Annotated in this window: 21 protein-coding genes; 16 read left to right on the top strand and 5 right to left on the bottom strand. The window is 68.7% G+C overall.

From position 1 onward, the window contains the following. Positions 1-21 precede the first annotated feature (21 nt). Together CHB86_RS16270 and CHB86_RS16265 are read left to right on the top strand one after the other, a co-directional pair. A complete protein-coding gene (locus CHB86_RS16270) occupies positions 22-1,047 on the top strand; it encodes an extracellular solute-binding protein (RefSeq protein ID WP_089234223.1) in 1,026 nt (341 codons plus the stop codon). Positions 1,048-1,118: 71 nt separating this feature from the next. Continuing rightward, on the top strand, positions 1,119-2,537 hold the full coding sequence (locus CHB86_RS16265; protein WP_089234131.1) for an amidase: 1,419 nt from the start codon (positions 1,119-1,121) through the stop codon (positions 2,535-2,537). Here the strand turns inward: CHB86_RS16265 and aguB are convergent, their stop codons facing one another. From aguB to CHB86_RS16250, 3 genes are all read right to left on the bottom strand, one after another. Further along, a complete protein-coding gene (aguB, locus tag CHB86_RS16260; RefSeq protein ID WP_089234130.1) occupies positions 2,538-3,401 on the bottom strand; it encodes an N-carbamoylputrescine amidase in 864 nt (287 codons plus the stop codon). Then, a complete protein-coding gene (locus CHB86_RS16255; RefSeq protein WP_089234129.1) occupies positions 3,394-4,425 on the bottom strand; it encodes a histone deacetylase family protein in 1,032 nt (343 codons plus the stop codon). The genes aguB and CHB86_RS16255 overlap by 8 nt, the downstream gene beginning before the upstream one ends. Before the next feature lie 242 nt (positions 4,426-4,667). Then, positions 4,668-6,215, bottom strand: coding sequence for a cryptochrome/photolyase family protein (locus CHB86_RS16250; RefSeq protein ID WP_089234222.1), 1,548 nt, complete (start codon positions 6,213-6,215; stop codon positions 4,668-4,670). Positions 6,216-6,381: 166 nt separating this feature from the next. Between CHB86_RS16250 and CHB86_RS16245 the strand changes: the two genes are divergently transcribed. The 6 genes from CHB86_RS16245 (at position 6,382) to CHB86_RS16220 (ending at position 12,359) form a co-directional block, all read left to right on the top strand. Beyond that, on the top strand, positions 6,382-8,082 hold the full coding sequence (locus CHB86_RS16245; protein ID WP_245838020.1) for an alpha/beta hydrolase: 1,701 nt from the start codon (positions 6,382-6,384) through the stop codon (positions 8,080-8,082). Positions 8,083-8,134: 52 nt separating this feature from the next. Beyond that, the gene (locus CHB86_RS16240) at positions 8,135-8,506 is read left to right on the top strand and encodes a winged helix-turn-helix domain-containing protein (protein ID WP_089234128.1); all 372 of its coding nucleotides are present in this window, start codon (positions 8,135-8,137) and stop codon (positions 8,504-8,506) included. Between the two features lie 62 nt (positions 8,507-8,568). Further along, the gene (gene modA / locus CHB86_RS16235; RefSeq protein ID WP_089234127.1) at positions 8,569-9,354 is read left to right on the top strand and encodes a molybdate ABC transporter substrate-binding protein; all 786 of its coding nucleotides are present in this window, start codon (positions 8,569-8,571) and stop codon (positions 9,352-9,354) included. A gap of 5 nt (positions 9,355-9,359) precedes the next feature. After that, positions 9,360-10,031 carry a molybdate ABC transporter permease subunit gene (modB, locus tag CHB86_RS16230; RefSeq protein ID WP_089234126.1) on the top strand — a complete coding sequence of 224 codons (672 nt, stop codon included), beginning with the start codon at positions 9,360-9,362 and terminating at the stop codon, positions 10,029-10,031. Then, positions 10,028-11,143 carry a molybdenum ABC transporter ATP-binding protein gene (modC, locus tag CHB86_RS16225; RefSeq protein WP_089234125.1) on the top strand — a complete coding sequence of 372 codons (1,116 nt, stop codon included), beginning with the start codon at positions 10,028-10,030 and terminating at the stop codon, positions 11,141-11,143. The genes modB and modC overlap by 4 nt, the downstream gene beginning before the upstream one ends. Further along, positions 11,136-12,359, top strand: coding sequence for an MFS transporter (locus CHB86_RS16220; protein ID WP_089234124.1), 1,224 nt, complete (start codon positions 11,136-11,138; stop codon positions 12,357-12,359). The genes modC and CHB86_RS16220 overlap by 8 nt, the downstream gene beginning before the upstream one ends. A gap of 43 nt (positions 12,360-12,402) precedes the next feature. Here CHB86_RS16220 and CHB86_RS16215 read toward each other — a convergent pair whose 3' ends face one another. Continuing rightward, a complete protein-coding gene (locus CHB86_RS16215) occupies positions 12,403-13,056 on the bottom strand; it encodes a DUF2848 domain-containing protein (protein ID WP_089234123.1) in 654 nt (217 codons plus the stop codon). Between the two features lie 163 nt (positions 13,057-13,219). Here CHB86_RS16215 and CHB86_RS16210 point away from each other — a divergent pair, with 163 nt between their 5' ends. The 8 genes from CHB86_RS16210 to CHB86_RS16175 all read left to right on the top strand — a co-directional run bounded on the left by CHB86_RS16210 (position 13,220) and on the right by CHB86_RS16175 (position 20,535). Beyond that, on the top strand, positions 13,220-14,119 hold the full coding sequence (locus tag CHB86_RS16210; protein ID WP_089234122.1) for a LysR family transcriptional regulator: 900 nt from the start codon (positions 13,220-13,222) through the stop codon (positions 14,117-14,119). 75 nt (positions 14,120-14,194) lie between these two features. Continuing rightward, on the top strand, positions 14,195-15,049 hold the full coding sequence (locus CHB86_RS16205; protein WP_089234121.1) for a putative hydro-lyase: 855 nt from the start codon (positions 14,195-14,197) through the stop codon (positions 15,047-15,049). Continuing rightward, positions 15,046-16,083 (top strand): TRAP transporter substrate-binding protein, encoded by a 1,038-nt coding sequence (locus CHB86_RS16200; RefSeq protein ID WP_089234120.1) that lies wholly within the window; start codon positions 15,046-15,048, stop codon positions 16,081-16,083. The genes CHB86_RS16205 and CHB86_RS16200 overlap by 4 nt, the downstream gene beginning before the upstream one ends. A 21-nt stretch (positions 16,084-16,104) precedes the next feature. Then, the gene (locus tag CHB86_RS16195) at positions 16,105-16,653 is read left to right on the top strand and encodes a TRAP transporter small permease subunit (RefSeq protein ID WP_089234119.1); all 549 of its coding nucleotides are present in this window, start codon (positions 16,105-16,107) and stop codon (positions 16,651-16,653) included. Beyond that, entirely contained in the window at positions 16,650-17,933 is a 1,284-nt protein-coding gene (locus tag CHB86_RS16190; RefSeq protein WP_089234118.1) for a TRAP transporter large permease, read from the top strand. The genes CHB86_RS16195 and CHB86_RS16190 overlap by 4 nt, the downstream gene beginning before the upstream one ends. Before the next feature lie 33 nt (positions 17,934-17,966). Further along, positions 17,967-18,728: a 5-oxoprolinase subunit B family protein gene (locus tag CHB86_RS16185; RefSeq protein WP_245838019.1), complete on the top strand. Its 762-nt coding sequence runs from the start codon at positions 17,967-17,969 to the stop codon at positions 18,726-18,728. After that, complete coding sequence (locus CHB86_RS16180; protein ID WP_089234117.1) at positions 18,725-19,750, top strand: 5-oxoprolinase subunit C family protein; 1,026 nt, start codon at positions 18,725-18,727, stop codon at positions 19,748-19,750. The genes CHB86_RS16185 and CHB86_RS16180 overlap by 4 nt, the downstream gene beginning before the upstream one ends. After that, on the top strand, positions 19,747-20,535 hold the full coding sequence (locus tag CHB86_RS16175) for a LamB/YcsF family protein (RefSeq protein ID WP_089234116.1): 789 nt from the start codon (positions 19,747-19,749) through the stop codon (positions 20,533-20,535). The genes CHB86_RS16180 and CHB86_RS16175 overlap by 4 nt, the downstream gene beginning before the upstream one ends. 62 nt (positions 20,536-20,597) lie before the next feature. Here CHB86_RS16175 and CHB86_RS16170 read toward each other — a convergent pair whose 3' ends face one another. Further along, positions 20,598-22,115, bottom strand: a complete 1,518-nt coding sequence (locus tag CHB86_RS16170) for a malonate--CoA ligase (RefSeq protein WP_089234115.1) — start codon at positions 22,113-22,115, stop codon at positions 20,598-20,600. Between the last annotated feature and the right edge of the window lie 10 nt (positions 22,116-22,125).

The raw sequence follows: 22,125 nt of genomic DNA, 5'->3' as shown, positions 1-22,125 counted from the left end.
AGACCCAACATGGAGAAACCGATGAAGACGACACTTGCCGCGATGGCGCTGCTGCTCGGGGGAACGGCGATCGCCTCCGCCGAGGGCGAACTGCAACTGTTCAACTGGGGCGATTACACCAGCCCCGAAATGATCGAGAAATTCGAGGCCGAGACCGGCATCAAGGTGACGATCACCGATTACGACAGCAACGACACCGCGATGGCAAAGATCGAGGCCGGCGGGCATGGCTTCGATCTCGTGGTTCCCTCCAACTCCTGGGTGCCGATCTACATCGAGAAGGGGCTGGTGCAGGAATTCGACCTCTCCAAGCTGCCCAACCACGCGAATATCGCGCCGGAATGGCTCGAGTCGCCCTACGATCCCGGCCGGAAATACTCGGTGCCGTGGCAGTGGGGCTCCACCGGCATCGCGGTGAACAAGACCGCCTATGACGGCGACATCAACACCTCCTCGATCTTCATGGATCCGCCGGAGGAACTGGTCGGCAAGGTCAACGTGACGCCGGAGATGAACGACGTGATGTCGCTGGCGCTCTGGTATGTCGGCGGGGAGCCCTGCACCGAGGACACCGAGGTGCTGAAGAAGGCGCGGGATGCGCTGATGGCGGCCAAGCCGAAGTGGCTGTCGATGGATTACGGCATGACCGAGAAGATGGCCGCCAACGACGTGATGGCCTCGGTCTACTGGAACGGCGCGATCTTCCGGGCGCGGCTGAAGAACGAAGACATCGTCTATGGCTATCCCAAGGAAGGCTACCCGCTCTGGATGGACCAGGTGATGCTGCTGTCGGACGCCCAGAACGTCGACGAGGCGCACCAGTTCCTGAACTTCATCATGGAGCCGGAGAACGCCGCGATGATCTCGTCCTTCGCGCGCTATGCCAACGGCATCGCCGGGTCCGACCCGTTCATGCCCGAGGACATGATGACCGCGCCGGAGATCGTGGTGGCCGAAGAGCTGAAAGGCTCGGGAAGCTTCCTGCCGACCTGCTCGCCCAAGGCGCAGGAATACTACACGGCGATCTGGACCGAGCTCCAGAAGTAAGGAAACGGGTGCTTCGGTGCCTATCGGGCCGGGGGGGCAGCCCCCTCCGGCCCATTTCCGGACATTCCTCAATGACAGAGCTTCCAGATCCGACCGCCTGCGACGCGACCAGCCTGGCGCGGGCGCTGAGGCAGCGCGACGTCACCGTCACGGCGGTCATGGCGAGCTTCCTCGACCGGATAGAGGCGCTCAACCCGGGCCTCAACGCCATCGTCTCGCTCAGGCCGCGGACCGATCTGATGGCCGAGGCGGAGGCGCTTGACCGCCAGTCGCCGTGCGGGCCGCTCTGGGGGATGCCGGTCGCGATCAAGGATCTCGTGGCGACGCAGGGGCTGCGAACGACCTATGGCTCGCCGCTCTTTGCCGATCACATGCCCGACGAGGACGATCTCGTCGCCGCCAGGCTCAAGGCTGCCGGGGCCATCGTCATCGGCAAGACCAACACGCCCGAATGGGGCCACGGCTCGCACAGTTTCAACCCGGTCTTCGGGGCGACGCGCAACCCCTACGATCCGGCCCGCAGCGCCGGTGGATCGTCCGGGGGCGCGGCGGCGGCGCTGGCCGCCCGCATGCTGCCGCTGGCCGACGGGTCGGACATGATGGGCTCGCTCCGCAACCCGGCGGCGTTCTGCAACGTTTACGGGTTCCGCCCGACCTGGGGACTGGTGCCGCAGGATGCGGGCGGCGAGGCCTTCCTCTCCACGCTCGCCACCGACGGCCCGATGGCACGGAGCCCGCGTGACCTCGCCTTGTTGCTGTCGGTTCTTGCAGGGCCAAACCCGGAGGTGCCTTTCGGCCGCGCGACAGGGGATTTCACGGCCGGGTTCGGAGCCGGCATCGCCGGCAAGCGCATCGGCTGGCTCGGCGACTGGGGCGGCGCCTATCCGATGGAGCCGGGCATCCTCGACGCCTGCGAGGCGGCGCTGGCGGTCTTCGAAGGGCAGGGCGCCGTGGTCGAGCCGCTCGCATCGCCGTTTCCGGCCGCCGATCTCTGGCACGCCTGGACCACGCTGCGCGCGGCGCTCAACGCGGGGGCGCGGGGCGATCTGGCGGCTGACCCGGAGAAACGGGCGGCGACCAAGCCGGAGACCCTCTGGGAGATAGAACAGGGAGCGGGCCTGAGCGCCGCGGCGCTCTTCGAGGCCAGCGCGATCCGCTCGCGCTGGTACCAGGCGGCGGCCCGGCTCTTCCGGCGCTACGACGCGCTTGCGCTGCCTTCGGCGCAGGTCTGGCCGTTCCCGGTGGACTGGCGCTGGCCCCAAGAAATCGCCGGCCGGCAGATGGACACCTATCACCGCTGGATGGAGGTCGTGGTCCCGGTCAGCCTCGCCGGCCTGCCGAGCCTCTCGCTGCCGGCCGGGTTCGGCGGGGCCGGGCTGCCGACAGGCGTGCAGATATTCGGACCCGCCGGGGCGGATGCGGCGATCCTGGCGACAGGCGACGCCTATCACCGGGCGACCGATTGGCCGAACCGCCGCCCTCCGGCCTGATCAGCCGCCGAACGCTTTCAGCGCGCCGTAAAGCTCTGGGCGGCGGTCCCGGAACAGGCCCCAGCTGCGGCGCAGTTCGGCAATCGCATCGAGGTCGACCCTGGCGAGCCGCACCGCCTCGCCCTCGCGCCCGGCCTGGGTCAGGATCTGCCCGGTCTGGTCGGAGATGAAGGAAGTTCCGTAGAAGGTTACCTCCTGTCCGTCCTGCACCTCGCGCCCGATCCGGTTGGAGGCCGCGACGGGCAGGATATTGGCCGCCGCATGGCCGCGCATGACCATCTCCCAGTGCGGTTGGCTGTCGTAGCCGGGCGCCGGCGGCTCGGAGCCGATCGCGGTCGGGTAGAGCAGCACTTCGGCGCCCATCAGCGCCATCGCCCGCGCGGCCTCCGGGAACCACTGGTCCCAGCAGATCCCGACCCCGATCCGGCCGAAGGCGGTGTCCCAGACCCGGAAGCCGGTGTCTCCGGGGGAGAAGTAGTATTTCTCCTCGTAGCCCGGCCCCTGCGGGATATGGCTCTTGCGATAGCAGCCGAGCACCGCTCCATCGGCATCCACCATGGCCATCGAGTTGAAATGCGCCGGTCCCGCGCGTTCGAAGAACGACACCGGCAGCACCACGCCCAACTCCCGCGCCAGGGCCTCGAAGCGCGCCACCAGCGGGTTGCCCTCCAGCGGCCGCGCCCAGTCGAAGTAGCGCGGATCCTCGGTCTTGCAGAAATAGGGGCCCTCGAACAGCTCCTGCAGCAGGATCACCTGCGCGCCCTCGGCGGCGGCGCGCCGGACCAGCGCCTCGGCGCGGTCGGCGTTGGCGCCATGGTCCGGCCCGCAGGCGAACTGGGTGACCGCGAGCGTCACCTCACGCATCGAGGAACCCCTCCAGCACGTTCACCGCGTTGATCCCGACCTGTTCGATCGCATAGCCACCCTCCATGCAGAAGACGGTCGGCAGGCCGAGCTTGCCGATCCGCACCCCGGCGTCGAGGAAATCGGGGCTGTCGAGCTTGAAGAAGCTGATCGGGTCGTCCTTGTAGGCGTCGGTGCCAAGCGAGATCACCAGCGCCTCGGCGCCGAAATCGCGGATCCGGGCCAGCGCGGCGTCGAGCGCCCCGAACCAGACGTCGTACGCCGTGCCCGGTGGCATAGGGTAGTTCGCATTCGCGCCTTCGCCCGCGCCCTGGCCGGTCTCGTCGGCATAGCCGAGGAAGTAGGGGAAGGCATCCTCCGGTGCGCCGTGGAGCGAGGCGAAGAACACGTCGCCGCGGCCGTAGAAGATATCCTGCGTGCCGTTGCCGTGGTGGAAGTCGATGTCGAGCACCGCCACCCGCTGCGCGCCGTCGCGGCGGAAGGCGTCGGCCACCAGCGCCGCGTTGTTGATGAAGCAATAGCCGCCGTACATGTCTGCGGTGGCGTGGTGCCCGGGCGGGCGGCAGAGCGCAAATGCGGATTTCGCCCCGGCCGCGACATGGGCCTGCGCCGCCTGCGCGGAGGCGGCCGAGGACAGCGCCGCGGCCCATGTCCCACCGGTCATCGCGGTTTCGGCGGCCAGCGCGTAGTAGCCGACCTTGCCGTCGATATTGCGCGGCGGTCGGGCGGTCTGCATCCTGCGGGCGGGGAAGCTCGCGGCGATGATCTCGCCGGCCATCCCGGCCGCCTTCCACTCGCTCCATGCGGTTTCGAGGAAGGCCAGATAGTCAGGTGCGCACAGGGCGCGGATCGCTTCCATGTCCGGCGCGCCGGGGGCGACGATATCCCTGAGACCGCGCTCGTGAAGCCGGCTCAACACGTATTCCAAGCGGCTCGGCCGCTCGAAAGGGGTCACGAACTCGCCGCCGCTGAGCTCTGCCTGCGGGAAATGTCGGCGGTGGTCCTCGCTGAAGAAGGTTTTCAATGGAGCCTCGCTTGCTTGTGCTGCGGCGCACCGTCGATCCTGCGCCTGCGGACGTCAAGCGGCGAAAGACGCGGGTGCCCGGCAGCCATGAGCAGCTCTCGTCCGCGGATCAGAACGATCTTGCGTATCCTGCCTCCGGCGGGGATATTTCGGGACTTAAGCAGCGATGCGCGGACCGGGATTTCTTCTGTCGGGAAATATCCCGGAGGGGGGCAGCCCCCCCATGCCTGGCCTCGCCCCGATCACAACCGGTCGAGTATTGCGCGGGCGCTGTCCAGGTATTCGGACTGGCGGTCGCTCTCCATCCGGTCCCAGGTGCGGTAGACCTGCGCCAGCCGCGGGTTGTTTCCGAGCTTCTTTCGGTTGCGCACGAGGAAGTCCCAGTAGAGCGGGTTGAACGGACAGGCGCCGTCTCCGGTCTTTTTCTTCACGTCGTAGGCGCAGCCGGCGCAATGGTCAGACATCTTGTTGATGTAATTGCCGCTGGCCGCGTAAGGCTTGGAGCCGAGCAGCCCGCCATCGGCGAACTGGCTCATCCCGATCACGTTCGGCGCCTCGACCCATTCGTAGGCGTCGGCATAGACGGCGAGATACCATTCGTGGACCTCGTGCGGGTCCACGCCTGCCAGCATCGCGAAATTGCCGGTCACCATCAGCCGCTGGATGTGATGGGCATAGGCCTCGTCGCGGGTCTGACCGATCGCGGCGGCCATGCAGGCCATGTCGGTCTCGCCGCTCCAGTAGAAATCGGGCAGGGGGCGCGTGGCGCCGAAGAAATTCTGCTCCGTGTAGCCGGGCATCTGCATCCAGTAGATCCCACGCACGAATTCGCGCCAGCCGATGATCTGCCGGATGAATCCTTCGACCGCGTTGAGCGGTGCACTGCCCTCGTGGTAGGCGCGCTCGACCCGGTGGCAGACCTCCAGCGGGCCGAGCAGGCCGGCGTTGATGTAAAGCGCGAGGACCGAGTGATAGAGGAATCGCTCGCCTTCGAGCATGGCGTCCTGGTAGTCGCCGAAACAGGGCAGGGCCTCCTCGGCGAAATGGTCCAGCGCGTCGAGCGCCTGCGCGCGGGTGACGGCGAACCAGAACGGTTTCAGGCGGCCGAAATTATCGCCGAAACGCCGCTCGACAAGGTCGAGCACCGCCTCGGTCGTCTCGTCGGGCCGATGTTCGAGCGGGCGCGGCATGAAAAGGTCGTCGCGGGCGGGCTTGCGGTTCTCGGAGTCGAAATTCCAACGACCGCCCTCCGGCTCGTCGCCATGCATCAGAAGCCCGGTCTTGCGCCGCATCTCGCGGTAGAAATACTCCATCCGGAGCTGCTTGCGGCCGTCGGCCCAGTCACGGAACTCGGCATGGCTTGCAATGAAGCGGCTGTCCTCGAGCATCCGCATCGGGGTTCCGGCGCGCTCGGCCCATTCCTCCAGCTCGGTCTTGAGCCGGTATTCGCCCGGCTCGGTCAGCAGCAGCGCGTGCCCCGGCAGATCCTCCAGCGCCCGCTCGACCTCTCTGGAGAGCGACTGGCTGTTGCCCGTGTCCTCCAGTTCGACGTAGCGGACCCGCCAGCCCTCGTTGCGCAGTTCTTCGGCGAAATGGCGCATGGCGGCGAAGAGAAACGCGATCTTCTTGGGGTGGTGCGGGACATAGCTCGCCTCCGAGGCGACCTCTGCCATCAGCACAATGTCGCGGTCCGGGTCGCCCGCACAAAGCGAGGGCAGGTCGGGCGAAAGCTGGTCGCCGAGGACGAGGATCAGGTTCGCGTCAGAGGAGGATGGGGTGTCTTCGGTCATGCGCCGGAGATAGGGCGGTTGCGGGCGCCGGCCATCCTGGCCGCGCATCGATGCGCCGCGACGTTGGGACATCTCGGAGCGCGGCCCTGCGGCGTGCCAGTGTGGCGGCAGCCGGCCGTGCATGTCTGACGCGGCGCCATGAAGTGTCGATGCATCGGAGGCCGACGTGACCGATTTCCTGCGTTCCCGCCCGCCCGCCAGGGGCCGAGACAGGGCACCGCGCCTGCTCGGGCTCTCCATCCTGCCGCTGCTTCTCGGCCTCCTGTTCTTCGAGGCGTCGCTGACACCCTCGCTGATCCCGCGGCCGTGGCAGCTTCAGGGCGTGCTGGCCGGTCTCGTGACCGCGCTTGGCTACCTGATCGGGCAACTGCTGCTCTCGGCCTGGCGGGCGCTGGAACTGCCGCTTCTGTCCGGCCGGGCGGCGCGGATCGTGCATTGGGTGCTCGCCGTTCCGGTCGCGGGTTTTCTGGTCTGGACGCTTCTGCATGCTGCCGACTGGCAGGATTCCATTCGGCAGCGCTTCGGCATGGAGCCGCTGGAGGACTACAGCACGCCGGGCATTGTCATCGTTGCCTGCATTGTCTTCCTTGTGTGCTTTGCCATCGGCTGGGCCGTGCAGCAGATGTTCGACACGATCCGGCACCGGCTCTACCGCATCCTGCCGATGCGGCTGGCCAATGTGATGGGGTTGGCGCTGGCGGCATCGATCGTCTTTGTCGTCACCCGCGACGGCGTGGTGCAATGGGCCTTCGATGCGGCCGACACCTCCTATGCCACGGCGCAGAACCTCTTTGCCGACGCGCCGCCGCAGCCTGCGGACCCGCGCCTGCCGGGCAGCGCGGACTCGCTCGTCGATTGGGGCGCGATGGGGCAGCCGGGGCGGAACTTCGTCCTCGATGGGCCGGATGCGGCTGCCATCGCGGCCTTCAACGGCGGGTCTGCGATGGAGCCGATCCGGGTCTATGTCGGCCGGGCGCAGGCCGAGGATCCGCAGGCCCGGGCGGAGCTGGCGCTGGAGGAGATGAAGCGGCTCGGGGCATTCGACCGCAAGGTCCTGATCGTGGCGAGCCCGACCGGCACCGGCTGGCTCGACCCGGGCGGGCACGAGCCGCTGGAGTTCATGCATGGCGGCGACATTGCCACCGTGGCTGTCCAGTATTCCTACCTGCAATCGCCGCTGGCGCTGATCTTCGAGACGCAATCCGGGCTGGAACAGGCCAGCGCGACGATGCGCGTCGTCTACGACCACTGGAAGACCCTGCCGCCGCAGGGGCGGCCGCGGCTCTACATGCACGGGATCAGTCTCGGCGCCTGGTCGTCGATGTATTCCTTCAACATCTTCCGGATGCTGGACGACCCGATCGACGGTGCGCTCTGGACCGGCCCGCCGTTCCCGTCTCAACACTGGCGGAATGCCGTGGCGGCCCGCAATCCCGGCACGCCTTACGTATTGCCCGAGGTCGGCGAGGGGAACCTCGTGCGCTTCGCGTCGCAATTCGGCGGGCTGGAGCGGACTCCCGGCCCCTGGGGCAGGCTTCGGGTAGTATTCCTGCAACATGCCTCCGACGCCATCGTCTTCTACGAGCCGGCGTCGGTCTGGCGTGCGCCGCAGTGGATGCGCGAGCCGCGCGCGCCGGATGTCTCGCCGGCGATGCGGTTCATTCCGGTGGTCACGCAGCTGCAACTCGCGCTCGACATGGCGCTTGCGCTGGCGGTGCCGAGCGGTTTCGGCCACAACTATGCCGCGCGCGACTACATCGAGCCCTGGGTCGCCGTCACCGGGCCCGAAGGCTGGAGCGCCGAGGACAGCGCGCGGCTCAAGGACTGGTGCGGCGACGAATACGGCCTTGGTTGCCGCAGGGAGTGATGCCGCGTCCCGGCCTTGCCAGAAGCGGCGGAAGTGCGGATATGCTTTCGCCATGACCGCGCCATCCGATCCCCCACGCCTCCGCCTGCGTATCGTCTTTGGCGAGGACGAGATGATGGGGCCGGGCAAGGCGGAACTGCTGGAGCGGATCGACCGCACCGGCTCCATCGCCGCGGCCGGGCGCGAGATGAAGATGAGCTACAAGCGGGCCTGGACGCTGGTCGAGACCATGAACGGCATGTTCCGTGCGTCGGTGGTCGAGAGCGCGCGCGGCGGGCCGGGCGTCGGCGGCGCGGTGCTGACCGACACCGGGCGCGAGGTGCTGCGGCTTTACCGCGAGTTCGAGGCCAAGGCCGCCGCCGCCGGAGGCGCCGAGATCGAGGCGCTGCGGCATCTGACAACGGATATTCCCGGTGGGAAATAACAATTGACCCGCGCGGCGGGCTCTTCGATAGTCGCGAACGGATGCACCTGACCGGAGCCCGCATGACCCTGACACGCCGACGTTTCGGTGCCGCGAGCCTCGCCTTCGGCGCCAGCCTGCTCGCAAGCCGCGTCCGGGCGCAGGAGCCGGCGCCGGTGATCGCCGCGGCCTCCGACCTTCGGTTCGCATTGGAGGAGGTTGCAGCCGGGTTCGAGGCCGCCACGGGGCAGGGGCTGCGGCTTTCCTTCGGGGCAACCGGCAACCTGGCGCGACAGATCCGCGAGGGCGCGCCGTTCCAGATGTTCATGGCCGCGGACGAGCAATTCGTGCTGGATCTGGCGCGCGACGGGCTGACCCGGGACGAGGGGCTGCTCTATGCCGAGGGGCGCGTGGTGATCGCGGTGCCCAAGGGCTCGGCGCTGACGGCGGATGGCACGCTGGAGACGTTGCGGGAAGCGCTGACCGAGAACCGTCTGCGCCGTTTCGCCATCGCCAACCCCGACCACGCGCCCTATGGGATGCGCGCGCGGGAGGTGTTGCAGCACGCCGGTCTCTGGGAGCCGCTGCAGCCCCATCTGGTGCTGGGCGAGAACGTCAGCCAGGCGGCGCAATTCGCGCTCTCCGGCAACGCCGAGGGCGGCATCATCGCGCATTCGCTGGCACTTTCTCCGCAACTGGCCGAACAGGGCGATTTCGCGCTGATCCCCGCCGAATGGCACCAGCCGCTGCGCCAACGCATGGCGCTGCTGCCGGAGGCGGGGCCGGTGGCGGAAGCCTTCTACTCCCATGTCCAGTCGCCGCCCGCGCGCGAGATCCTTGCGCGCTACGGCTTCGAGTTGCCGGAGTAGCGGCGGTGGACTGGACCGCCCTCTGGCTCTCGTTGCGGCTGGCGCTCTGGACGGTGGCGCTGCTGCTGCCGGTCTCGATCGCGATGGGGCGGTTGCTGGCCTACCGGCGGTTCACGGGCCGGGGCGCGGTGGAGGCGCTGGTAATGCTGCCGCTGGTTCTGCCGCCGACGGTCTTCGGCTTCTACCTGCTGGTCGCCCTCGGGCGCGGCTCGCCGGTCGGCGCGCTCTGGGAGCAGCTTTTCGGGGATCAACTGGTGTTCAGTTTCACCGGGCTGGTCGTCGCCTCGGTGATCTTCAACCTTCCTTTCGCGATCCAGCCGGCGCAGCGCGGGTTCGAGGCGATCCCGGTCGAGTTGCGGGAGGCCGCGGCCTGTTCTGGCCTGTCGCCCTGGCGATCGCTCTGGCGGGTGGAACTGCCGCTGGCCTGGCCGGGGCTGATGACCGCGATGATGCTGACCTTCGCTCACACGCTGGGGGAATTCGGCATCGTGCTGATGGTCGGCGGATCGATCCCGGGCGAGACGCGGACCATCGCGATCTCGATCTACGACCGGGTGCAGGCCTTCGACATGGGCGCGGCCGCGACGATGTCGGCGGTCCTCGTGGCAATCTCGCTGGCCACCATCGCGGCGACCTTTGCGCTTTCGGCCCGCGTCGGAAGGAGGCTCGGCGGATGATGCTGCGGGTGGAGGTCCGGGCCGAAGCGCCGATCCCGCTCGATCTGGCTTTCGAGGTCGGTCAGGGGGAGTTGCTGGCGCTGGTCGGCCCGTCCGGCTCGGGCAAGACGACCACCCTGAGGGCCATTGCCGGGCTCTGGCAGCCGGCGGCGGGCCGGGTCACGGTCGGCGATGCCGACTGGCTCGACACCGCGCGCCGCCTGAGCCTGCCGCCCCATCGCCGCCGCGCGGGCGTGGTCTTCCAGAGCTACGCGCTCTTCCCGCACATGAGCGCTGTCGGTAACGTCGCCGCGGCCATCGACGACCTGCCGCGGGAGGCGCGGCGGGCCGAGGCGGAGCGGCTACTGGGGCTGGTGCATCTCGGCGGGCTGGGAGACCGCTTGCCGGCCGAGCTCTCCGGCGGCCAGCAGCAGCGCGTGGCGCTGGCGCGGGCGCTGGCTCGCAAGCCGGAGGTCCTGTTGCTCGACGAGCCCTTCTCGGCGGTCGACCGGGCCACGCGGGAGCGGCTGCACGAGGAGCTTGTCGCGCTGCGCCGGCACCTCGCGATGCCGGTGGTCCTGGTGACCCATGACATCGGGGAGGCGCAACTGCTCGCCGACCGGATGCTGGTGCTCGACCGGGGGCGCAGCATCGCGAACGGGTCGACGGCCGAGGTCATGTCCGACCCCGCCGCACTGCGTCATCTCGGGCTGCGTGAGGTAGCGGCCATGCTCACGGCGCGTTTCGTCGCGCAGGAGGAGGACGGCACCAGCCGGCTCGACAGCGCCGGCGGTCCGATCTGGCTGCCGCGGATCGAGGCGGCGCCGGGACAGCGGCTGCGGATGCGCATTCTCGCCCACGAGGTGATCCTGTCGCGCAGCCACCCCGAGGGGCTCTCGGCGCAGAACATCCTGGAGGGCAGGGTGGCCGCGGTGACCCCGGGCGATGGGCCCGGTGTCATGGTGCGCGTGGCGATCGGCGAGGACGAGCTACTCGCCCGCGTCACCCGCCGGGCCATCGCCTCGCTGGCGCTCGCGCCCGGCGACACGGTCTTCGCGATCCTGAAGTCGATGTCGGTCGCGCGCGACCACGTCATGACCGACCGGGGGACGGCCGGGCGGGCGGATGGCTGACCCCGTCACCCGGCCCCGCGCCTGGCGCCGGCTGCCGGCCGGAATCTGGGCGCTTGGGCTGGTGTCGTTGCTGATGGATGTCTCCTCCGAGATGATCCACGCTCTGCTGCCGGTCTACCTCGTGGTTGGGCTCGGCGCGACGGCCCTGACCGTGGGTGTGATCGAGGGCATCGCCGAGGCGACGGCGGCGATCACCAAGGTCTTTTCCGGTGCGCTCTCCGATCGGATCGGCCGGCGCAAGGAACTGGCCGCGCTCGGCTACGGGCTGGCCGCGGTCACCAAGCCGGTATTTCCGCTGGCCCCCTCGGTGGGCTGGCTCGTCGCCGCGCGCTTCGTCGATCGGGTGGGCAAGGGCATCCGCGGCGCCCCGCGCGACGCGCTGGTCGCCGACATCGCGCCGCCCGAGCTGCGCGGCGCGGCCTACGGGCTGCGGCAGTCGCTCGACACGGCCGGCGCCTTCATCGGCCCCTTGCTGGCGATCGGGCTGATGTGGCTTTTCGCGAACGACTTCACGCGCGTCTTCTGGGTGGCCGTGGTGCCGGCCTTCGCGGCGGTCGCGGTTCTGCTGCTCGTGGTGCGCGAGCCGGCGCGGCCAGAGGGGCTGCGCAAGGTCCGCAACCCGCTGGCGCGGGCGGAGCTTGCCAGCCTCGGGCGGACGTACTGGTGGGTGGTCACTGTCGCGGCCGTGTTCACGCTGGCGCGGTTCAGCGAAGCCTTCCTGATCCTGCGCGCGCAATCCGGCGGGCTCTCGCTGATGTTCGTGCCGATGGTGCTGGTGGTGCTGAACGTCGCCTATGCGCTCTCGGCCTATCCCGTCGGGGCGCTGTCGGATGGACGAGACCGGGTGACGCTCCTGACTCTCGGGCTCCTGCTGCTGGTTGCGGCCGACCTGGTGCTTGCCCTTGCGCCGGGGCTCGCGTGGGTGATGGGAGGGGTGGTGCTCTGGGGGCTTCACATGGGGTTCACGCAAGGATTGCTCTCGGCGCTGGTGGCCGACAGCGCACCGGCGGAACTGCGCGGCACGGCCTTCGGGATGTTCAACCTTGTGACCGGCGTGGCGCTGCTGGCCGCAAGCGTGATCGCCGGCGGGCTCTGGGAGGCCTTTGGCGCCGAGTGGACCTTCCTGACCGGAGCGGGGCTTGCGCTGCTGGCGCTGGTCGCGTCGCTTCGGCTCCGGGGCAGGGTCGCACCGGCGGCACCGTCGCGCGAGGGCTGAGGCGACTACGGGCGCGCGGCAGACAGCGCGCCCGCGCCCGGCGTCAGCTCACGACCGGCAAGGTCTTGACCGCGTAGCTCAGCCCCAACGTCCCCAGCTCGGAATCCGCCAGTTCCATCTCGTAGCGCGCCGCCGGCCGGACACCGCCGATCGCCGCCAGGGTGCCACAGACCATCGCCTCGCCATCGGCGAGCGGGGCTTTCTCGAGCAGCGTCGCGAGCGGCAGGATATTGGCGAGCGTTCCGTCCTGATAGGCTTTGCGCGCGCCATCCTCCTCGATCCAGCAGCGGAGCTGCAGCGAGTCCAGCCGGTCGGCCACGTGGTCGTAGCGCCAGAGCTTGCCGGAGACCGGCTTGGCGCAGATCTGTTTCGAATGGGCGACCGAATGCGCCTCCAGTCCCCGGTCGGTATGGTCCGAGGCCAGGCCGATCCAGAGCACGCCGCCGCTGCGGACCAGGAGCGGCTCGACCTCGCCCGAGGTCTCATCGCCGAGCACGGCGATCTCGGGCGCCTGTGTCGCGAGCGCCGGCGATACCCGGTAGAACAGCGGCGTGGTCGAGGGGCGCGGCACGCCGATCGCGGCCAGTTCCTCGACATGGTGCTGCACTGCCGCCAGATCGCGCCCGGTCCAGCCCGCGACGGTGAGTTTCGTAAGCTCGACGCCGAGTGTTCCGTCCTCGGTCTCGAATTGCAGCATGGCGCGTTCCTTCCTGGTTGGTTCGTGGCCGCCCACGGCCTGGCGGAGGCGCGCCCAAGGTGATGCGGACGTGCGGGATGTGCAATGGCGCGCGTGACGGCCCGGCGGAGTTCTCCACAGGTTTCCGGTCGGCAAGGGGCGCGCGGCTTGGCATTCTGCACCCATGGCGAGAATCAACCTGCAGCACCTCGAAACCTTTCTCTCGGTCGTCCGGCTCGGCGGCGTGCGCCGCGCGGCGGACGGGCTGAACCTGACCCAGCCGGCGGTCACCGCCCGGATCAAGGCGCTGGAGGAGAGCCTCGGCGCGGAGCTTTTCGAGCGCACGTCGGGCGGCATGCGGCTGACCAAGCGCGGGGAGCTTCTGCAATCCTACGCGGTGCAGTTCGAGCACCTGACCGACATGGTCGAGCGCGACGTGATTCCGCCGGACGGGCTGGACGGCCGGCTGCGGATCGGCGTGGCCGAGACCATCGTGCAATGCTGGCTGCCGGATTTCATCGCACGGCTCCACGAACGTTACCCGCGGCTCGAGATCGAGGTGAACGTCGACGTCTCGACCAACCTGCGGGCGGCGCTGCTCGACGGGCTGATCGACCTCGCGGTACTGCTCGGGCCGGTCTCGGAATACACCGTGGACAATATCGCGCTGCCCGGGTTCGAGCTGCGCTGGTACGTCTCGGCCGATGCGCCGCACCATGCCGACGTGGCGGACTACCTGCGCGCGCCGGTCCTGACCTATCCGCGCAACAGCCGGCCCTACCGAGAGCTGCGCAAGATGCTGCTGGAGCGGGTGGGGCCGGGGGTCTCGATCTTCCCGTCCTCCTCGCTCTCCGCCTGCTTCCGGCTGGTCGAGGCGAATCTCGGAGTCGCGGCGTTGCCCAAGGCGCTCGGCGACCCGCATGTGCGGGCCGGAACGGTGCGGGAGTTCGATCCGGGCTGGGTTCCGCCGCCGCTGGTCTTCTCTGCCTCCTATATCGGCGCTCCGAACAGCCACCTGCACGAAACCGCGGCGCAGATCGCACGGGAGGTCGCGGAACGCTTCGCGGGCGATAACAATACGTGATCGCTGCTTAGAAAATTTTCCGATTTGATTTTATCGAGCCCACTGTTCACGCTAACCTGATAACTGGGGGCCGAGATGACCGACGCATATCAACGGTTGAGGAAGAGCGATCTTGCCACGCTGCGCGCGGAGATCCGCGCCGGCCGCTATCGCTCCCACACCGCCGGGCTCGGGGCGGGGTACCTGCAGACCAACATCGCGATCCTGCCGGAAAGCCACGCGCTCGATTTCATGCGCTTCTGCCAGCGCAACCCCAAGCCGTGCCCGCTGGTGGGCGTGTCGGACACCGGCAATCCGATGATGACGACGCTGGGCGCGGAGATCGACATCCGAACCGACGTGCCTGCCTACAACATCTATCGCGACGGCAAGCTCGCGGGCAGCGCCGCCGACATCTCCGACCTCTGGACGGAGGACATGGTGGCCTTTGCCTTGGGGTGCTCCTTCACCTTCGAGGATGCGCTGATGCAGGCCGGCGTTCCGCTCTGGCACATCGAGAACGACACCACTGTCCCGATGTTCCGCTCCAGCATCGACACCGTCCCCGCCGGGCCGTTCTCCGGCAAGATGGTGGTGAGCCTGCGCTTTGTCGAGCCCGGCATGGTGGAGACCGCCACCGCGATCTCGCGCCGCTTCCCGCTGGCCCATGGCGCGCCGGTTCATGCCGGCGATCCGGCCGCGATCGGCATCGCCGATGTGACGAAGCCCGATTGGGGCGACCCGGTGCCGGTGCCCGAAGGTCAGGTGCCGGTATTCTGGGCCTGCGGCGTGACCCCGCAGGTGGCGATCGAGGCCGCACGGGTGCCGCTCTGCATCACCCACAAGCCGGGGCATATGCTCGTCACCGACATACCCGAAGACGCGGAGGTGCCCATCTGCGCCTCCGCCAACAACAACGACATAAAGAACCAACAAGGAGAACCCGCATGACACGTATCCTCACCATCCTCGGAATGACGACGGCGCTGGCCGCGCCCGCCGCAGCCGAGACCCTTTCGGTCGTCGGCAGCTGGTCCGGCCTGCCGTTGCACAAGCAATACGAGGCGCCGTTCTGGAGCGAGACCCTGCCCGCTGCCTCGAACGGCAACCTCGAGGTCGCGCTGACCACCCATGACCAGATGAACCTCGGCGTCGGCGACGTGTTCCGCCTGCTGGGCGACGGCGTCTACGACGTGGCGATGACCGTGGCCGATTACGCCGTGGCCGACGCACCGGAACTGGAAGGGCTCGACGTGCCGCTGCTCGCGCTGACCGCCGACGAGGCGCGCGCCATGGTCGACGCCGCCCGCCCGATGGTCGAGGACATCTACAACGCCCGCTTCAACAGCCACGTTCTGGCCATCGCGCCCTATCCGCCGCAGGTGGTGTTCTGTAATGCCGAGGTCTCCAGCCTCGACGACCTGCAGGGCCTCAAGGTCCGCGCCTCCGGCCGGATGACCGCCAAGTTCCTCGAGGCGCTCGGCGCCGAGGGCGTGAACGTCGCCTTCTCCGAAGTGCCCGGCGCGCTGCAGAAGGGCGTGGTGGACTGCGCCGTGACCGGCGCCGGCTCCGGCTACAGCGCCGGCTGGTGGGAGGTCTCCACCCACCTGCTGCCGATCCCGCTCGGTGGCTGGGACAGCGTGGTGACCGCGGTCAACCTCGACAAGTGGAACGGGCTCGACGCCGACACCCAGGCGCTGATCGCCGACACGATCAAGGCCGAGTTCGAGGATCCGGCCTGGGCCAGCGCCCAGAACGCCCTCGTCAGCGACATCGCCTGCCTGACCGGCAACGGCGACTGCGCCGCGGGCGACGCCCGTTCGATGACGCTGGTCGAGGTCTCCGAGGCCGATTTCGAGAAGGCCCGCGCCGTTCTGGTGGACGAGGTCCTTCCCGACTGGGCGAGCCGCGCCGGCGATGACTGGGCGGCGCGCTGGAACGACTCCGTGGGCGCGACGGTCGGCGTGACCGTCATGGCCAAGTGATCTGACAGACAGGGGACCCCGATGGCCGAGGCAATACTGGTGCGGCTTCGCACGGCGAACCGCTGGGTGGCACTGCTTGTCGGGGTCCTTCTGCTGGCCTGCGTGGCGTTCGTGCTGACCGACATCGTTCTGCGCCAGCTGGGCTCATCGCTCGGCGGCACCGACGAGATCAGCGGCTACGTCATGGCGATCGCGACCTCATGGGGCATGGGCTACGCGCTGATGGAACTGGGCCATGTCCGCATCGACATCCTGCGCAGCCGCGTCCGGGCACGCGGCCGCGCTCTCTTCGACCTGCTGGCGATGGCCTCGATGGCCGGGGTGATCTCGCTCATCGCGGTCCGTTCCTGGCCGGTTCTGGAGCGGTCCCTGGCAAACAGTTCGCGTGCCAACACGCCGCTGGAAACACCCCTGGCGCTGGTGCAGGCGCCGTGGTTCGCCGGCTGGGTCTGGTTCGCGCTGAGCACCTGGCTCACCTTCCTGGCGGCGGCCTGGCTGGTCTCCCGCGGCGAGTTCGAACGCTCCGAACACGCCATCGGCACCTTCGGCGAAGTGGATGCGCTCAAATGATCGGCTACCTGACTTTCGGCCTTCTGGCGCTCCTGAGCCTGTCGATCCCGGTGGGGATCGTGCTGTTCCTGCTCGGGTTCGGCATCGACACCTTCTTCAGCCCGTTCCCGCTGATGAAGGGCCTGGGCAACCTCGTCTGGTCGACCTCCAACAACGCCACCCTGATCGCCATTCCGTTCTTCGTCCTGCTGGGCGAGATCCTCGTCCGGAGCGGCATCGCCACGCGGACCTATGCCGCGCTCGACCGCTGGGTGAGCTGGCTTCCGGGCGGGCTGGTCCATGCCAATATCGCCACCGCGACGATGTTCTCGGCCACCTCCGGCTCCTCGGTCGCCACCGCCGCGACCGTCGCCACCGTGGCCATGCCGCAGGCCGAAAAGCTGGGCTACGACCCCAAGCTCTTTTCCGGCGCCATCGCCGCCGGCGGCACGCTTGGCATCATGATCCCGCCCTCGATCAACCTGATCGTCTACGGATTCCTGACCCAGACCTCGATTCCGCGGCTGTTCCTCGCAGGGCTTCTGCCCGGGATCGGGCTGGCGCTGGCCTTTGTCGTCATCACCATGATCATCTGCGCCATCCGGCCCGGCCTGGGCGGCGAGCGGCGGTTCTTCCCGTTCGCGGAGATGCTGCGCGCGCTGGCCGAGCTGATCCCGATCATCCTTCTTTTCACGGTCATCATCGGCTCGATCTACAACGGCTGGGCGACCCCGACCGAGGCTGCCGCCGTCGGCGTGGCGGGCGCCATTGTCATCGCCGCGATCTTTGGCGGCGTGAGCCTGCAGATGTTCTCCCAGAGCATCCTCGGGACGGTGAAGATCACCTCGATGATCATGCTGGTCGTGATCGGCGCCTCCTTTCTGAACTTCACCCTGGCCTCCGCCGGGATCGGCCGCGAGCTTCAGGCCTTCATCGGCGGGCTCGGCCTGTCGCCCCTGATGACGATCCTGGTGATCGTCTGCATCTACATCGTGCTCGGCTTCTTCATCGAGACGCTGTCGCTGATGGTGGTGACGATCCCGATCATCGTGCCGATCGTGGTCGAGATGGGCTACGATCCGATCTGGTTCGGCATCCTGATGATCGTGCTGATCGAGATGGCTCTGATCACCCCGCCGGTGGGGCTGAACCTTTACGTCGTGCAGGGCGCGCGCAAGAGCGGGACGATGAGCGAGGTCATGCTGGGAACCATCCCGTACATTCTCGCCATGCTGGCTATGGCGGCGGCGCTGATCGTGGTGCCGGACATCGCGCTCTTCCTGCCCAATGCGCTGGAGTGAGCCGGCCTTCGCCCTCACGCAATCGACAGAAGAATGATGCAGGACGATACCGTTTCAGAAGCTGAGCCGCGCTTTCCGCGGGTCCGACCCGTCGGGGTCGATGGGCTGCTGGTCAGCTTCGGCGACCGGCTGAGCGAGCCCGCCAACCGCGCGGCGCTCGCCTTTCGCGATGCGCTCGACCGGGAAGGCCCGCCGGGGATCGAGGAAACCTCGACCTCGCTGGTGTCGACCTACCTGCGGTTCGACCTGCTCCACGGCGACAGCGCGGTGTTGCAGCGCGGGGTCGAGGCGCTGCTGGCGTCGGACGACTGGTACGCCCGCCCGCTGCCGCACGGCCGCAGGCTCTGGCGGATCCCGACCGTTTTCGGCACCGCGCTGGCGCCGCAACTCGAAGAGGCCGCCGCCGCGGCCGGGATGACGCCCGAGGCGGCGATCCGGTCGGTCTCCGAAACCCGGGTGCGGGTGCAGACCATCGGCTTCGCGCCCGGACAGCCCTATCTCGGCGAGCTGGACGAGGCCTGGAACATCCCGCGCCAGACCGCGCTGACCGACAAGGTGCCGATCGGCGCGCTGACGGTCGCGATCCGGCAGCTCGTTCTGTTTTCTGTCTCGACCCCGACCGGTTGGCGCCACATCGGCCAGACGGCCTTTCGCGCCTTCCGTCCCGAGAGCGACACGCCCTTCGTGCTGCGGCCCGGCGACGAGGTGCTGTTCGACGCGGTCGCGCCCGAGGTGCTGGAGAAGGTCCGCGCCGAGGGGCCGGACGGCGGCGCAACGGCGGAGGCATTGCCGTGATCCGGGCGCTGATCATCCACCGTGGCGGGCCGAACCTGACCGTGCAGGATCTTGGCCGGCCGGGATACCTCGTCGCCGGCGTCTCCCGTGGTGGCGCTGCGGACCGGCTGGCGCTCGCCGAGGGCGCGGCGCTGCTGGGCCAGCCCGAGGGGCTTGCGGCGCTGGAGATGGCGGGCATGGGCGGCGAGTTCGAGGCGACCGAGGACATGCGTATCGCGCTGACCGGTGCGCCGATGCGGGCGCAGCTCGACGGGGTGCGCCTTGCCTGGAACGCGAGTCACCTGCTGCCGCAAGGCGCGAGGCTTGCCATCGGCGGGGCAGAGCGCGGCAGCTTCGGCTATCTGCACCTCGGCGGCGGGATCGCGTCGCCGGAAAGCCTCGGCTCCCGGTCCGCCCACCTGGCGGCGGGCATCTTCGGCCCGGTGCATGCCGGAAGCGAGCTTCCGGTCGGCCCGGATGTGCGTAGTCAGGTCGGCTATCGGCTGGATCCGCAAGCGCGGTTCGAGGGCGGGACGGTGCGCCTCGTGCCGAGCCTCCAGACGGAACGCTTTCCCGAAGCGGAACTGAAACGGTTCCAGGCGACGGAGTTCCACCGCGACACCCGCGGCAACCGGATGGGCGTGCGGCTGCTCTCCGATGGCGCGGGGTTTCACGACGAGACCGGCCTGAGCGTGCTGTCGGAGGTGATCGTGCCCGGCGACGTGCAGATCACCGGCGACGGCACGCCCTTTGTACTGCTCGCCGAATGCCAGACCACGGGAGGCTATCCCCGGATCGGCACGGTGCTGCCGGCGGACCTGCCGCGCGTGGCGCAGGCCAGCGCCGGCACGGCGCTGCGGTTCGTGTTCGTGACGCGGCAGGAGGCGATGGCGATCGAGCGGGCCGAGGCCGAGCGGAGGGCGGGCCTGCGCGGCGGCCTCAGCCCGTTGATCCGGCGGGTGGAAGACATCCGCGACTTGCTCGCCTATCAACTCATCAGCGGGGTGACCGCGGGCGACGACTTGGAAAGGGAGGAGCCATGAGCCTCAGGATCGATCTCAATGCGGACATGGGCGAGGGCTTCGGCCCCTGGCCGATGGGCGACGACGTGGCGCTGCTCGACATCGTGACCTCGGCCAACATCGCCTGCGGTCTGCACGCCGGCGACTGGGACACGATGGCGAAGACGATGGCGGGCGCCGTCGCTGGCAACGTCGGGATCGGCGCGCATCCCGGGTTCCCCGACCTGCAGGGCTTCGGCCGCCGACGCATGGACATCCCGGGCGACAGCCTCGGCAACCTCGTCCGCTACCAGCTCGGCGCGGCGCAGGCGATGGCTCGCGCGGCGGGCGGGCAGGTGCGGCACATCAAGCTGCACGGCGCGCTCTCCAACATGTCCTCCGAGGACAAGGCTCTGGCGCACGCCTGCTACAGCGCCGCGCTCTCCGTCGATCCCTCGATCATCGTCATGGTGTTGGCGGGGACCGCGCAACAGGTCGCGGCGGAGGAGCTGGGCTGCAACACCGCCTGCGAGATCTTTGCCGACCGCGCCTATAACGACGATGCGACCCTCGTCGACCGGCGACAGCCGGGCGCAGTGATCCACGATCCCGAGACGGCCTGCGCACGGGTGCTGGAGATGCTGCGGGAGGGTGCGATCATCGCCGAGAGCGGCAAGCGCATCCCCGCCAGGATCGACACCGTCTGCCTGCATGGCGACACGCCGAGCGCCGTCGCCCTTGGCCGCGCGGTCCGCACCGGGCTGGAAGCGGGCGGTGCGGTGCTGCGCCAGTTCGACGGCGCGCCTCTCAGCGCGCCATCTGCTTGATGTGTCAGGTTAAGAAATGACTGCAAGCCACTGACAAGAAAAGGGCCCACCAAGGCCCGCGCTCAGGCGTGAGTGAACATGTCCCGGTATTGATCCCTGAGCATGTTCTTCTGGACCTTGCCCATCGTGTTTCGCGGCAATTCGTCGATCACGAGAAGCCGGCGGGGATGTTTGAACCGGGCCAGCGCGCCGCGCACGCTCTCCATGATCGTGTCGAGATCCGGCTCCGCCCCGCGCTCCGGAACCACCAGCCCCAAGACCGTTTCGCCGAAATCGGGATGCGGCACGCCGATCACCGCGCTTTCCAGCACGCCCGGCTGCTCGTCCAGCACCAGTTCGATCTCCTTGGGGTAGATGTTGTACCCGCCGGAAATGATCAGGTCCTTGTTGCGTCCGACGATATGGACGTAGCCGTCGGCGTCGACCTTGCCGAGATCGCCGGTGATGAAGAAGCCGTTGGCGCGCAGTTCGGCGGCGGTCTTCTCCGGCATCTGCCAATAACCCTTGAACACGTTCGGACCCCGCACCTCGATCTGGCCGACCTCGCCGGTGGGCAGGGGCTCGCCGCTGGCGGGGTCGGTGATCAGCAGCTCGACCCCGGGCAGCGGGAAGCCGACCGTGCCGGCGCGGCGCTCTCCCTCGTAGGGGTTCGAGGTGTTCATGTTGGTCTCGGTCATTCCGTAGCGTTCGAGAATGCGGTGGCCGGTGCGCGCCTCGAACTGGACATGCGTCTCCGCCAGCAGCGGCGCCGAGCCCGAGACGAACAGGCGCATGTGGGCGGCGAGTTCCCGGTTCAGCCGCGGATCGTCCAGCAGCCGGGTGTAGAACGTCGGCACCCCCATCAGCGCGGTCGCCTTCGGCATCATCTCGAAGATGCGGTCGCGGTCGAAGCCCGGCAGGAAGATCATGCTGCCCCCGGCCGCCAGCGTCACGTTGGTGGCGACAAAGAGCCCATGGGTGTGAAAGATCGGCAGCGCGTGGATCAGCACGTCATCGGAGGTGAAACGCCATTCACGGACGAGGGTGCGGGCGTTCGACAGCAGGTTGTTCTGTGTCAGCATCGCTCCCTTGGAGCGTCCGGTGGTGCCGGAGGTGTAGAGAAAGGCCGCCAGATCCTCGCCGTCGCGCGGCACGGTCTCGAACTCCGCAGGCTGGCTGCGCGCGCGGTCCGACAGGCTGCCGTTGCCATCGCCGTCGAGCGTCTCCAGCGCTGTCCCGAGCCGTTCCGCAAGGGGGGCAAGCCCCTCGCGGCTCTCCGGATCGCAGACGAGCAGCCGGGCGCCGCTGTCCTCGACGAAATAGGACAGCTCGTCCACCGTGTAGGCGGTGTTGAGTGGCAGAAAGACCATCCCGGCCCGGGTGCAGGCGGCATAGAGCGCCAGCGCCTCGGGGGTCTTGCGGACCTGCGCGGCCACCCGGTCCCCGGGAGCGAGGCCGATCTCCACCAGCGCGTTGGCAATCCGGGCCGCCATGTCGAGGAAGGCCTGGTAGCTCAGCGTGTCGCCGGAGGGCAGGTGCAGGAAGGGCGCGGACTTGCCGGCATGGGTGCCGAAGAACTCGTCGTAGAGCGGGTTTGCCATTGGGGTACCT

This window comes from Tropicimonas sediminicola, from assembly GCF_900188335.1.
In the GTDB taxonomy this organism is placed as follows: domain Bacteria; phylum Pseudomonadota; class Alphaproteobacteria; order Rhodobacterales; family Rhodobacteraceae; genus Tropicimonas; species Tropicimonas sediminicola.
This window is presented reverse-complemented; position numbering and strand designations above follow the sequence as displayed.

Excerpts from the sequence above, each read along its gene's own strand:
- CHB86_RS16270 (WP_089234223.1), top strand. The coding sequence starts at position 22 with ATGAAGACGACACTTGCCGCGATGGCGCTGCTGCTCGGGGGAACGGCG.
- CHB86_RS16265 (WP_089234131.1), top strand. The coding sequence starts at position 1,119 with ATGACAGAGCTTCCAGATCCGACCGCCTGCGACGCGACCAGCCTGGCG.
- aguB (WP_089234130.1), bottom strand. The coding sequence starts at position 3,401 with ATGCGTGAGGTGACGCTCGCGGTCACCCAGTTCGCCTGCGGGCCGGAC.
- CHB86_RS16250 (WP_089234222.1), bottom strand. The coding sequence starts at position 6,215 with ATGACCGAAGACACCCCATCCTCCTCTGACGCGAACCTGATCCTCGTC.
- CHB86_RS16240 (WP_089234128.1), top strand. The coding sequence starts at position 8,135 with ATGACCGCGCCATCCGATCCCCCACGCCTCCGCCTGCGTATCGTCTTT.
- modA (WP_089234127.1), top strand. The coding sequence starts at position 8,569 with ATGACCCTGACACGCCGACGTTTCGGTGCCGCGAGCCTCGCCTTCGGC.
- modC (WP_089234125.1), top strand. The coding sequence starts at position 10,028 with ATGATGCTGCGGGTGGAGGTCCGGGCCGAAGCGCCGATCCCGCTCGAT.
- CHB86_RS16220 (WP_089234124.1), top strand. The coding sequence starts at position 11,136 with ATGGCTGACCCCGTCACCCGGCCCCGCGCCTGGCGCCGGCTGCCGGCC.
- CHB86_RS16215 (WP_089234123.1), bottom strand. The coding sequence starts at position 13,056 with ATGCTGCAATTCGAGACCGAGGACGGAACACTCGGCGTCGAGCTTACG.
- CHB86_RS16210 (WP_089234122.1), top strand. The coding sequence starts at position 13,220 with ATGGCGAGAATCAACCTGCAGCACCTCGAAACCTTTCTCTCGGTCGTC.
- CHB86_RS16205 (WP_089234121.1), top strand. The coding sequence starts at position 14,195 with ATGACCGACGCATATCAACGGTTGAGGAAGAGCGATCTTGCCACGCTG.
- CHB86_RS16200 (WP_089234120.1), top strand. The coding sequence starts at position 15,046 with ATGACACGTATCCTCACCATCCTCGGAATGACGACGGCGCTGGCCGCG.
- CHB86_RS16195 (WP_089234119.1), top strand. The coding sequence starts at position 16,105 with ATGGCCGAGGCAATACTGGTGCGGCTTCGCACGGCGAACCGCTGGGTG.
- CHB86_RS16190 (WP_089234118.1), top strand. The coding sequence starts at position 16,650 with ATGATCGGCTACCTGACTTTCGGCCTTCTGGCGCTCCTGAGCCTGTCG.
- CHB86_RS16185 (WP_245838019.1), top strand. The coding sequence starts at position 17,967 with ATGATGCAGGACGATACCGTTTCAGAAGCTGAGCCGCGCTTTCCGCGG.
- CHB86_RS16175 (WP_089234116.1), top strand. The coding sequence starts at position 19,747 with ATGAGCCTCAGGATCGATCTCAATGCGGACATGGGCGAGGGCTTCGGC.
- CHB86_RS16170 (WP_089234115.1), bottom strand. The coding sequence starts at position 22,115 with ATGGCAAACCCGCTCTACGACGAGTTCTTCGGCACCCATGCCGGCAAG.